This window comes from Chryseobacterium sp. Marseille-Q3244 (assembly GCF_940807095.1).
GTDB lineage: Bacteria > Bacteroidota > Bacteroidia > Flavobacteriales > Weeksellaceae > Chryseobacterium.
On sequence record NZ_CALNWX010000007.1, the window covers coordinates 54,145 to 67,330 of the forward strand.

The window sequence follows — 13,186 nt, forward strand, 5'->3', positions numbered from 1 at the left end:
TGATGCTGGCAAATAGTCATTCGAATATTTAATCTTGCATAGAATATTAGTGCAATAGCCATGAAAACTATATATAAATTCCTGACTTTCCTTATTTTATTTTTTCCTGCCAAAATGCTGCTTTCCCAGCAGACAGATGAAAAGCGGATGAAAATTCAAGTATCTGTGAAAGATGGAAAAAATCAGATTGTTTCTGTTATTAAATCCTATACCATATCCTATAACAGAACTTTATTAACCCCTGAGAATAATAAATCAGGGGAGACTAAAGCATTTTATATATCATTGGATTTTGAAAAACAGGATATTCCTTTTTTAAGAGCATTTATCCAAAACAAAGCAGGTTTGGATGGTCAGATTACAGTAACAGATACTTATGGGAAATTACCTTCCCGAAAAATTGATTTTCAATCGGCCACAATGGATATTATGAATGATCAGGCGATGGGAGAGTACAGTGGGATGTTCATGAATCTAAGCTGTAATGTTATTACTATTGATGGGTTGAAAATAGAACATTAAACCTCACAAATGATGAAAAAAAACACAATATACTTAATGCATCAACAATCCTGAAATGGGATATCTGTAGTGTAAAGATAGTAAATATGCATTTCCTGAACTTTCTTTACGATTGGAATCTCTTTAGAGAATCTTTAGAATGGTATCCTAAAATAGGAAAAGCTTTTACAGCAATGAATGAAGAGTAGCTGAAAGAAAAGAATATATAAATCTAAAGATAAGACCGTGAATACATTACATCAGGAAGCCATTGAAGCATTCCGTCAGAAAAACTATGCTGTTGCTGCTAAAAACTGGATCAAAGGGCATGCTCTTCCGGATGATAGAGAAGAGCTTAAGGAAATCTACCTTTGGGCCAATTCTTTAAATGAAACTTCTCCGGATTCTGATCTTTGCGCCATATTAGGACTTATTGCTCTGGATCATTACGAAATATTTACGAGTAACCGTGAAAAAGCCCTTATTCAGTGTGTAGAATGGAGCAAACAGGGAATCAGTATGAGTCCGAATCACCCTTGGTGCCATCGTCATGCCGGTTCTGCTTTCTATTGGATGGATCAATGGGAGGAAGCAGTTCCTTATTATGAAAAAGCAATGTCTTTGGTACCATCTCCAACTTTACAGGTGAGACTGTTTATGATTAATAATAAAGAAAATGTTAATCCTGATTTTCTGTTGCTGGATGTAAATCCCGAAACTTCCGAAGCCATGGAGGCCTATAACGCTGGTGTTGAAATTAATAGAATTCTCAACCAAAACCCTCAAATATCTGAATTTGAAAAGGAGAGACTTACCCAATTGAAAAGAGACTGTTATACTGTAGCTTATCATCTTTATCATAAAACGTTGGTTGAAAGAAACGGAGATTCCTATAATGAAGATCCTCATACCTTTGCGATGTGCTGTAATAATTTAGCTGCAGAGCTTATCAGCCAGGAAAAATATGATGAAGCTATTGCTGTCACTACAGAAGGGATGAAATTCAGTTATTTCATGTACATTCTCCAGAATAGATTTAATGCGTACTTAGAAGCAGGATATCTCAAAGAAGCTGTAGCAGATGGAGAAAAGTTCATGGAGGATTTTATAAATGACATGGATTCTGTAACCTACTTTAATAGTATAGACCAGCTTTGTTACAGTTATATGGAATTGAAAGATGATACGTCTGCTATGGAATGGATTAATGCAGGGTTGGAAAGTTATCATGAATTAGATACGACAGATCCTTTACTGACCCATCCGGAAATTGTACGATGCTTTACCAATTTTTATATCCATAAATCAAAAATTGAAGAACAGACAGGAATACAACCAGATCCAGCTATGGCTTCAAAAGAAGCTGATCGTATTTTGGAGGAAATGCCGGATAATCCAAGTATACTCATCAGCCGTTCCAATATTTTTTTAGAAGAAGAAAACTATGCAAAAGCGCTGGAATGTTTGCAGTATGCTATACATTTTGCGTCAGAACAAAATAAGATAAGATCTGGGCAGGTGGCTTTATACAATATGGGATATATTCAGGTTGCGAAACTTCGTGATGAAGCAACGGCATTTGAAAGTTTTGAACAGAGTATAGCTTTAGGAAATGAAGATTTCTGGTGCTGTTATTGGGCGGTTCACTGTGGGTATCATTTGCAGGAAAATGAAAAGACGGTTGAATATGCTTTGCTGGCTCTTCAGGCTTTGCCTCAACAGGATGGAGTAACCGCTGATATTATTGCGGAGATTTATGAACATTTAGGAACAGCACAATTAGACTTAGCTCAATATTCTGAGGCAGCAGAAAATATAAAATTGTCTTTACAGTACAATCATTCACCTATAGCAGAAGAAAATCTGAAAACTGCCGAAACAGAAAATAAACGTAATTATTCCGGAGGCTTTTTCAAAAAGATATTTGGAAAATAATGATGAATGAAGCTAGAGGCTGAAAGATTATCATAACTTCCAGCCTACAAAATATAAACCCCGGAGAATTCCTGTTCTCCGGGGCTATTTTTATAAATTACTTTAAACGCTTTACAAGTGAACTGTGCTCTTCCGGTCAGAAATAACATTCAGTATTACGCCCAGTAAAATAAGTGTAATTCCAATCAGTAAGTTGGTGGTAAACTTTTCATTAAACATAAAGACACTTACCATTACAGCGACAACAGGCTCCAGTGCACCTAAAATAGCAACCGGAGTAGAACCAATGCTCTTAATAGCATACACCAGACATAAACTGGAAATAACTGTAGTAAGAAATGCAAAAATAAGAAAGTTAATAAAAATAGTTATCGAAGGGATTGCAAATGATTGATGTCCAATAACAGACTTGCTCATAAAAAATACAGACGTAAAAAGCATCGAGTAGAAGGTAAGTTTAAACCCGGAAACTTTCAGTTTCGATTTATTGACAATCACCATATAAAGGGCATAAAACAATGAACTGAGCATAACGATTCCCAATCCTGCAAAATTGATTTCAAAACCATTTCCTTTCAGGCATAAAACAATGACGCCGGCAAAGGCAAGAAATAATGAAGCAATAGATAATTTGGTGAGTTTCTCTTTATAAAAGAAAAACATAATCAATGCTACAATAACGGGATAAATAAATAAAACTGTAGAAGCAATTCCCGGGGTAAGAAAATCATATCCTATGAACAAAAATTCAGAAGAAAGAGCATAGCATACTCCCAGAATAGCTAATACTAAAGCTTCCTTTTTATTGATTCTGAAGTTTTGTTTAGAATAAATGAGATATCCACCCACTATTATGGCTGAAAAGAAAAACCTGTAAAACAGTGTAATATCCATTGAAAAATGAGCCTGTTTAATCGGTAGGATAAAAATCGGAATCAATCCATATGAAACCGCCGACAAAACCCCCAATAAATAACCTCTAAGTTTTATTTGCATTTTATAGTGTATAGTTTTTAAAACAAAAAACCACTGAATCAATCAGTGGTTTTTTATTATTTTGTTAAAGATTAGATCGGTTTAAAACTTAATCCCTGTTCCTGCAGTAATAATTGTTCCTGCTCTTTATAGTAACCACTTACTAGTTTATCGTGAATCGCTTCAAACGCGGCCAGAGTTTCATTAATTTCTGAATCCGTATGAGAAGCGGTAGGAATCAGTCTTAAAAGAATCATTCCCTTAGGAATTACCGGATAGACCACTACTGAAGTAAAGATCCCGTAATTCTCTCTAAGATCTTTTACCAATAGAGTAGCTTCTACAGGAGTTCCCTGCATCATTACCGGAGTAACACAAGTATTCGTATCTCCGATGTTGAATCCTCTTTCTTTTAATCCGCTCTGTAGTTTTTCTACATTTTCCCAAAGTTTAGCTTTGATTTCTGGTCTTGATCTCAATAGCTCTAATCTTTTCAATCCTCCGATTACCATTGGCATCGTAAGAGATTTTGCAAAGATTTGTGATCTTAGGTTGAACTTCAGGTATCTGATGATTTCTTTGTCACCCGCAAGGAATGCTCCGAAACCAGCCATTGATTTTGCAAAAGTAGAGAAGTATACGTCGATCTGATCGTTACAGTCTTGCTCTTCACCTACTCCGGCACCCGTTTTACCTAGTGTTCCGAAACCGTGAGCATCATCTACTAGAAGTCTGAATTGATATTTTGATTTAAGCTCGCAAATCTCTTTGATTTTTCCTTGCTGTCCTCTCATCCCGAAAACTCCTTCCGTAATCACAAGGATTCCTCCTCCCGTTTCTTCTGCTACTTTGGTAGCTCTCTGAAGGTTTTTTTCAAGGCTTTCCATATCATTATGCTTGTAGGTAAATCTTTTACCAGAATGAAGTCTTACTCCATCCACGATACAGGCATGAGAATCCATATCGTAAACGATAACATCGTTTCTGCTTACCAAGGCATCAATCGTAGAAACCATTCCCTGGTAACCGAAATTCAATAAATATGCTGATTCTTTTTGTACGAAGTCTGCCAATTCTCTTTCCAACTGAAGGTGCTGATCTGTTTCTCCAGACATCGCTCTTGCTCCCATCGGATAGAACATTCCATATTCTGCAGCCGCCTTGGCATCTGCTTCAATTACTTCAGGATGATTACACAATCCTAAATAATCATTGGCACTCCAGAAAATTACTTCTCTACCCTGAAACTGCATTCTCGGGCCGATAGGTCCCTCTAATCTTGGGAAAATAAAATATCCTTCTCCGTAATCTGCAAATTGTCCAAGAGGTCCTGGATTTTCTTTTATTCTTTCAAAAATATCCAACATTGTATCGTAATTTTTAAGTAAAAAAGCCTTTTTTGTAGAACACGCAAAAGGCTTTATTATATCGTGATTTTATTTATTGTTATTTGATAAACTCAGTCTTGAAGACTTCGTCATAATTGTGGACACAGTTGTTAACAAACCCCTGTTCGGCCATCCATTTATCACTGTATACTTTAGTGATGTATCTTGAACCGTGGTCAGGATAGATTAATACAACCATATCATTTTCGGTTAATTCGTGCGAATTTGCATATTGTATCAGTCCCTGGGTGACAGCTCCTGTAGTATACCCTCCCATAATAGCTTCCTTCAAAGCAATTTCACGGGTTCTGTAGGCTGACATCTCATCATTTACCCTTACAAACTCATCTACCTTATCGAAAAGAAGAGCGGCAGGGATCAAATTTTTTCCCATTCCCTCGATCTGATAAGGGTGTACATCTTCCTTGTGAATCTCACCTGTCTCGTGATAGCTTTTTAATATAGAACCATCTGCATCCACCCCGATAATTTTAATATCCGGGTTTTTCTCCTTCAAAAACTTTGCTGAACCAGATAAAGTACCTCCTGTTCCGGTGCAGGCAAAAAGGTGAGTGATCTTACCTTCTGTCTGCTCCCAGATCTCAGGACCGGTGGTCTGGTAATGGGCATCAATATTCAGTTCATTAAAGTACTGATTGATGTAAATAGAATTGGGAGTTTCCAAAGCGATCCTTTTCGCTACTTCATAATAAGATCTTGGATCATCCGCAGGTACATTGGCAGGACATATATATACAGTCGCTCCTAATGCTTTTAGATAAGCAATTTTCTCAGGTTTTGTTTTGTCGCTTACAGCGAGAATACATTTATATCCCTTGATGATACATACCATTGCAATAGAAAACCCAGTGTTTCCCGATGTAGTTTCTACAACTACGGAATCTTCTTTCAATAAGCCTCTCTCCTCTGCGTTCTCAATAATATGAAGTGCGATTCGGTCTTTGGTGGAATGTCCAGGATTATATGATTCTAACTTGGCATAAACGGTTGCTGGAATATCTTTTGTAACAGTATTTAGCTTCACCATAGGAGTATGTCCTATTAGGCCAAGAATATTATCGTAAACATTACTCATTATTTGTTATTTTCAATAAAAATCTGACTGCAAAAATACAAAAAAATAAATAATTACTAAACTTTTGTTTGATTTCTAGGGCATCGTTTCGTAAAAAATATTTTTCCTGTTTACAGTTTTAGCAGGAGTATAATCGCAAATTTTGCGCCAAGTTTTTAAAATTTGTTAAAAACAATATAAAATAATATAAAAGCCTTATTTTCGCATAATTGATTTAATACTATGAAAAATTGGACTTTTAGGCAATGGAACACCGTTTTAGGATGGGTGATTTTCGTCATTGCGTTTTTCACGTACTTGTCCACGATAGAACCTAATTTCAGCTTTTGGGATTGTGGTGAGTACATTTCTTCTGCAGTAAAACTTGAAGTAACGCATGCTCCCGGAGCGGCTTTATTCCAGATAGTGGGTGCCGTGGCAGCCATTTTTGCATTAGGGAAAGGCGAAAATTACTCCATCGTAATCAACGCGATGTCTGCATTGTTCAGCGCGCTGACTATTTTATTTTTGTTTTGGACGATTACTCATTTTGTGAGAAGATTGCTCAACAAAGATTTTGAAGAAATTACAAAACATCAGGAAATCTCTATCTTGTTTGCCGGAGCAATAGGAGCTTTGTGCTTCACCTTCTCAGATACCTTCTGGTTCTCGGCGGTAGAAGGAGAGGTTTACTCTATGGCTTCTATGTTTATCGCGCTTTTGGTCTGGTTGATTACCAAATGGGAAAATGAGTATCAGGCAGCAGACAGTGAGAGATGGGTTATCCTTATTTTCTTCGTTTTAGGACTTTCCGTTGGAGTGCACATGATGTGTATGCTCGCAACACCTATGGTATGTCTTGTATATTATGCAAGAAACTATAAGTTTACGTGGAAGAATTTTATTTGGGCGAACCTTATTACATTAGGGATTTTGATCGTCGTTTTCAAAATTATTTTCCCTTTGATCATGACAATGTTCGGAAGATTGGAGATTTTCTTTGTGAATGGTCTTGGACTTCCTTTCCACTCAGGAACTATTGCTGCATTTATCTTAATGGTAGTGATCTGCTATTTCCTGATTAAGTATGCGAGAAAAGCAAAAAAGAATATTTATCAAACGGCTGCTTTATCTGTAGTTTTTATGATGATTGGTTTTTCTTGTTGGATGGTTATTCCGATCAGAGCTAATGCGAATCCACCAATGAACCTTAATGACCCGGATACTGCCATTGGTATGCTGGATTATTATAACAGAGAGCAATATGGAGACTGGCCAACCATTTATGGCCAAAACTATACAGCTTTCCTTGATGCTAACGGAATTCAAAAGAACGAAGACGGAAGCTTTAAAACAAAAAAGACCGGAGAGATTTATGAAAAAGATGAAAAAACCGGGACCTATAGAAAAACCGGAGACCGATTCAATTATATTTTCAGTCAGTCTCAGGTAAGCTTAATGCCAAGAATGTTCAATGAGGATAAAGATGTAATGGCCAACTACATTTCAATGTACGGAGCCCCTGATTTTACATTCAATTATGCGAATGAAGATGTGGCAGATAACCCTCAGGCTAAGCAGATTTTTGATGAACTGAGAGCTAAATATGATGATAAATCTATTACAGCTGCAGATTATTTAAAGGTAAAACCTTATAATCTTATCAATGTTCAGAAGCCCTCATTGCTTCAGAATATGGATTATTTTATTTCTTTCCAGAACGGATATTACTTTGTAAGATACCTGCTTTGGAACTATGTAGGAAGACAGAATGACCTTGAAGGAAATATGGAGAGCACCAAAGGAAACTGGATTTCCGGAATTCCTTTTATTGATAATGTAAACGTAGGAAATCAGGATAAAATGCCTGCCAAATTTAAGAATGAAAGCACAGTTGCATTTTTCTTCCTTCCATTAATTTTAGGATTAATCGGATTCTTTTTCCAATTGAACAGGGACTTTGGAAGATTCTATGCTTTATTATCCTTATTTATTATTACCAGTGTCGGAATTATTTTCTATACAGGAGTAAAACCTTTCGAACCAAGAGAAAGAGATTATGCAATGGTAGGTTCATTCTACGCTTTTGCCATCTGGATTGGATTGGGTGCCGGAGCTATTTTATGGTTCGTACAGTCTAAAATAAAATCCAATGGGGCTAACATTGCATTAGGAGTTGTATTATTAGGAGTTCCCTTCATGATGGGATTCCAGAACTATAATGTTCACGACAGAAGTAACAGATATACAGCTTATGACTATGCATATTCGGTATTAAAATCATTACCAAAGAACGATATTTTATTCGTATATGGTGACAACGATACTTATCCGGTTTGGGCTATCCAGGAGACGGAAAGATTCAGAGATGATGTAAAAGTGGTTAACTTTACGCTTGCTTCAACGCCTTGGAACCTTGATCAGATCAAAAGAAGAACATACAACGCCATGGGCATCCCAAGTGAACTGACTCACGAGGATTACAGAGATGGTGTAAACGACCAGATCTATATGATGAAGAAGGAAGATTGGGAAGGTGTTTTCTCTATGCTGAAAGAACAAGGAGTTCCGGACACAGAATTCAAGGACTTCAGAAAGTACCTTACACAGGATTCTTTAACCCTGAAAGATGCGATTAAGTTTATCAAATTTAAATCTCCTGAAAAAGATCAGTTATTGAAAATGTACTTTGGAGAAGAGAAATATGAAAAGTATAACATTCTTCCGGTAAACAAATTTATTCTCCCTGTCAATAAAGAAAATGCTTTAAAAGCAGGCATTATTAATCAGGCAGATCTTCCTAATGTAGCCAATCAGATCATGATTACTTACAAGGGAAATACATTGTATAAAAACAACCTGATTCTAATGGATCTATTGGCAAATTTTGATTGGAAACGTCCAATTAACTTCTCTTCAGGAGGTATTTATGACAGTGAAAATATTTTCTATCTTAACGATTATCTTCAGTTTGACGGATTCAGTTACAGATTAATTCCGATTCAAACGCTGCCATCAGCAGATGGAGATATGGGAAGAGTAGATGCTAACAATCTTTATAATGTAGTGAAAAACTTCAGATGGGGGAACTTTAAAGATCTGAATGCTCACTTTGATGAAACTGCAACTTCTAATATCATCAGCTACAGAATGTCAGCAAGCAGAGCTGCTTCAGCATTAGCATTAAGCGGACAGAAAGCTAAAGCATTAGAAATCCTGGATCTTGCAGCAAAAGAAATTCCTGCTGAAAAATACAATGATCCACGTTCATTAAGCTCAATTGTAACCGGATATATCATCGCAGGACAAGAGCAAAAAGGATTACAGCTGGCAGAAGTACTTAAAAAAGGAATCTTTGATGAGTATGATTATTATTTAAGTCTTTCTAAAGCGGATCAAAGCTATGTGAGAAGACAGATGAGAACAAAGCCAATGGAATATTCTCTTGTAGTAGCAGCGGTTACAGATGCTTATATGAAGATCGGACAAAAAGAAAAAGCCTATGCTTATCTGGTAAAATCCATTGAGCCGATTGATAAGAAATTCAATGCTTTTGTGAAGGAACTTCAGCAGATGGGCAAAGAAAAAGCAATGAAGGAATCTGAAGATGTTCAAAAAATCACTCCATTCTACCAATATTTATTTGATGTAATGGAACCTTTTGATTCAACTTATTCTAAGGAAAAAGAAAATCAGATCACTTCAGCGATTATCAAAGCAACACAATAAAATACTTTTAAAAACGGAACTTCGGTTCCGTTTTTTTGTTATTGGGATTCCTGAATTTTAAGATTATATTTGTGGAACTAAAAATGCATAATGGCAGAAACACAAAAAAGCAGGTTCCCAATTTATGCCGTAATCGTTACGGTAGTTTTTAAACTTCTTTTCTTATTAACACATTACATTCAGGAAGATGCCTTCATCACCTGGAGAGTAGCCCAGAATGTACTGGATTACGGAGTAATTGGGTTCAATGGTAATACTAAGATCTCTGCTTCTACTACCCATTTATATGTTTTTGTATCTTATATTTTCAACCTTATTTTTGGTAAAGAATATTTTATTGAACCTCTTTTAATTTTTAATTCCATATTGTTCACCATAGGAACATTATTCCTATCTCATCTGGTTCTTAAAAATCCTTGGCATAAGGCTATTTTTATCTTTCTAATTGGAATCCTGCCTCCTGCCATTAAAATTTCAATCCTTGGAATGGAGTACGGACTTTTATTTTTCCTGGAAATGTCTCTGTTATATTATGGGTTCAACAAAGGAAAAAAATGGGTGTTAACTCTTCTTCCGATCCTGATTATGTTTACAAGAATTGATACCGTCATATTTCTTGGAATTGTATTTCTGGTTGATCTGTTTTGGACTAAAAAAATCAGATGGAACTATATTTTTGGTGGAATTTTAGGGGTGTTATCAACGGTTGCTTTCAACTGGTTTTATTTTGGAGAAGTCGTTAATAATACCATTACTGCGAAAAAACTTCTTTATGAGCAACAACTGACTTTCGGGGAACATCTTGACTATTTTCTGGTAAGTTTTGGAAACTTTTGGGGAATGTTGAAAGTTCCGGGAGCTTTTAATCCAATTACGGTGATCGTTCTTATTTTTGAAATACTTTGCTTTATTTACCTTATCAGACAAAAAGAAAAGAGAAATTATTTTCTATGGATGATCTTTATTTTCGGATGGGTAAAACAGATTATTTTTATCTCCCAAAAAAGCTTATTTGACTGGTATTATTGGGTACCACAGCTTTTGCTTTTCGTTCCGGTTCTTATTTTTGTATTGGAACAGAAAGAAAGAAGAAACTTATGGCTGTCTTTGCTTGTTATATTCTATATTGTTCCGATGCTGGCTTTCCAGACCATTCATGCCATTGCCACTGGAAATGGGGAATGGAACTACAGAAGAACTATAGGTACATTTCTTAACAAGTATGAAAAAGATAAAAATCAATGGATTTTATTGGAACCTGCTGGGTATGTTCCTTATTTTTCAGGACTAAAAACTATTGATGAAGTTGGGCTGGTAGACAAACAGATTCAGGAGGAGATCAAAAAAGATAAAACGAATTATTGGATCAACACAGTTAAAAATAGGAAACCAAAATATTTACTTTCATACCAGAATCTATATGAAGGTACCAATGCAGTATATTATCAAACCCATTATAAATTATTGAAGGAATTTAGGGTCAAAGATCATCTGAAAAGTGACAATAAAATACTGGAAAAGATCTATAATCTGAAGCCTTCCGGAACAGACTATAATTTGTATATTAGAGTGGATTAAGAAGATTAAAATTTGAACTGTAAAACATTCAAAACGAGTAACCTATGAAGTATTGCGCTTTTCTCCGCGGTGTCAATGTAAAAGGAACAAACATGAAAATGGCAGATGTCTGCCAGGTTTTTAAGGAAGCCGGAATGAAAGAGGTGGCTTCTATATTAGCTTCCGGAAATATTGTTTTTTCGTCTGATCAACAGGCTGATGAATTAAAAATAATTCTTGAAAAGGCAATGTCTGAGTATTTTTCCTATGAAGCTTTCCTGTTCATCAAATCTCATGAAGAGACAGCCGTTATTTGGAATAGTATTCCTTTTGAAAAAAATGGGGATCTTCATATTTACGGTTTTGTTGGAATGCCAGGGATAGAAAATGTTTTAATGGGAGAATTTGAAAAGGCGGCTCAGGCTGAAAATGAAAAAGCAGAAATTGTCAATGATATATTCTACTGGCAGGTTCCTAAAGGAAATACTCTGGATTCTACATTTGGAAAAGTCTTAGGAAAGAAAAGCCTAAAAGATCAAATGACTAGCAGGAATGTCAATACTTTTGAGAAGATTTTGAAAAAAATGGCGTAGATTTCAGTTACAGCACCTACAGAATTTGAGAAACCTGTGTTGTTAACAGAATAAAAGATATCGTGTAATTCAATAGGAACGGGCTTTAGTCCGTTCTTTTTTTATCAAAATTTCATTGGCTTTAGCCAAAACCTAAAATATCTGTGATCTTTGTCAGTGCGAGCAGAGCGAAGCAATCATACTATATATGTTGGAAATCGCAAAGACGCTAGGCTTTTTTGAATATATACTGTTTTTAAGGCGTAAGGATTTTATCTTCGATAAAATGATATGCTGCATATTCTTTAACAGATCGTTCAACTGCTTTTATTTATAGAACACTAATACCACTAATATTCACATAAATATTCACAAACATCCGCGTAAATCCGTGAAATCTGCGGGAAATAAAAATCCGGAAACTTTAATCAAAGCTTAACCCATAAAATAGCGATTGCTGGAATAGAGGCATTACCTTTCCTTAAACCTTAAACCTTAAACCTTAAACCTTAAACCTTAAACCTTAAACCTTAAACCTTAAACCTTAAACCTTAAACCTTAAACCTTAAAAATTTCCATTTCTGAAACTTTCTCAGTATTTTTACTGAACTTTTTAATTACAACAAAATGATTCAGTATTTAGATAATATTCAGCACAAAGATTCAAAGAACTTTTTCCTTATTGCCGGACCTTGTATTATTGAAGGAGAAGATATGGCATTGAGAATTGCTGAAAAAGTAATCAATATTACAGACAAGTATAATATTCCTTATATTTTTAAAGGGAGTTTCAAAAAGGCGAACAGAAGCCGTGTGGACTCTTTTACAACCATCGGAGAAGAAAAATCTCTTGAAATCCTTAAAAAAGTAGGAGAAACATTCAATATTCCTACGACTACAGACATCCATGAAAATGAGCATGCAGCATTAGCTGCTCAATATGTAGATGTGCTTCAGATTCCTGCATTTCTGGTACGTCAGACAGACCTATTAGTGGCAGCTGCAAAAACAGGAAAATGTGTGTCTTTGAAAAAGGGACAGTTCCTTTCTCCGGAATCCATGAAGTTTGCGGTTCAGAAAATTACAGATTCTGATAACCAGAAAGTAGCTATCATTGAAAGAGGAAATTCTTTCGGATATACAGATTTGATCGTAGATTACAGAGGAATTCCTACCATGAGAGAATATGCGCCTGTGATTCTGGATGTTACGCATTCATTACAGCAGCCTAACCAAAGCTCTGGAGTAACAGGAGGAAGACCAGATCTTATTGAAACCGTTGCCAAAGCTGGAATTGCAGTAGGAGCAGACGGAATTTTCATTGAAACTCACCCAACTCCGGAAACCGCATTATCTGATGGTGCCAACATGTTAAGACTAGATTTATTAGAAGATTTGTTACAAAAATTAACAAGAATTAGAGAATCGATTTTGTAATTGTTAAAAAAACATTA

General features: G+C 35.7%; 9 protein-coding genes. 6 read left to right on the forward strand and 3 right to left on the reverse strand.

Annotated elements, in window-relative coordinates:
• The first annotated feature begins 60 nt into the window (after positions 1 to 60).
• Both NBX25_RS13805 and NBX25_RS13810 read left to right on the forward strand, forming a co-directional pair.
• Entirely contained in the window at positions 61 to 522 is a 462-nt protein-coding gene (locus NBX25_RS13805) for a hypothetical protein (protein ID WP_250254041.1), read from the forward strand.
• A gap of 225 nt (positions 523 to 747) precedes the next feature.
• The gene (locus tag NBX25_RS13810) at positions 748 to 2,436 is read left to right on the forward strand and encodes a tetratricopeptide repeat protein (RefSeq protein ID WP_250254043.1); all 1,689 of its coding nucleotides are present in this window, start codon (positions 748 to 750) and stop codon (positions 2,434 to 2,436) included.
• Between the two features lie 111 nt (positions 2,437 to 2,547).
• Here the strand turns inward: NBX25_RS13810 and NBX25_RS13815 are convergent, their stop codons facing one another.
• The 3 genes from NBX25_RS13815 to NBX25_RS13825 form a co-directional block, all read right to left on the reverse strand.
• Complete coding sequence (locus NBX25_RS13815) at positions 2,548 to 3,432, reverse strand: DMT family transporter (RefSeq protein ID WP_250254044.1); 885 nt, start codon at positions 3,430 to 3,432, stop codon at positions 2,548 to 2,550.
• A gap of 71 nt (positions 3,433 to 3,503) precedes the next feature.
• On the reverse strand, positions 3,504 to 4,775 hold the full coding sequence (locus NBX25_RS13820) for an aminotransferase class I/II-fold pyridoxal phosphate-dependent enzyme (protein ID WP_185145615.1): 1,272 nt from the start codon (positions 4,773 to 4,775) through the stop codon (positions 3,504 to 3,506).
• Positions 4,776 to 4,857: 82 nt separating this feature from the next.
• Positions 4,858 to 5,895: a PLP-dependent cysteine synthase family protein gene (locus NBX25_RS13825; RefSeq protein WP_123911345.1), complete on the reverse strand. Its 1,038-nt coding sequence runs from the start codon at positions 5,893 to 5,895 to the stop codon at positions 4,858 to 4,860.
• A gap of 222 nt (positions 5,896 to 6,117) precedes the next feature.
• Here NBX25_RS13825 and NBX25_RS13830 point away from each other — a divergent pair, with 222 nt between their 5' ends.
• From NBX25_RS13830 to kdsA, 4 genes are all read left to right on the forward strand, one after another.
• Positions 6,118 to 9,603, forward strand: a complete 3,486-nt coding sequence (locus NBX25_RS13830) for a glycosyltransferase family 117 protein (protein ID WP_250254045.1) — start codon at positions 6,118 to 6,120, stop codon at positions 9,601 to 9,603.
• A 90-nt stretch (positions 9,604 to 9,693) separates the two neighbouring features.
• Entirely contained in the window at positions 9,694 to 11,181 is a 1,488-nt protein-coding gene (locus NBX25_RS13835) for a DUF8728 domain-containing protein (RefSeq protein WP_123911347.1), read from the forward strand.
• 44 nt (positions 11,182 to 11,225) lie between these two features.
• On the forward strand, positions 11,226 to 11,753 hold the full coding sequence (locus NBX25_RS13840; RefSeq protein WP_250254047.1) for a DUF1697 domain-containing protein: 528 nt from the start codon (positions 11,226 to 11,228) through the stop codon (positions 11,751 to 11,753).
• A gap of 606 nt (positions 11,754 to 12,359) precedes the next feature.
• A complete protein-coding gene (gene kdsA, locus NBX25_RS13845) occupies positions 12,360 to 13,169 on the forward strand; it encodes a 3-deoxy-8-phosphooctulonate synthase (RefSeq protein WP_115971458.1) in 810 nt (269 codons plus the stop codon).
• Positions 13,170 to 13,186: the final 17 nt, after the last annotated feature.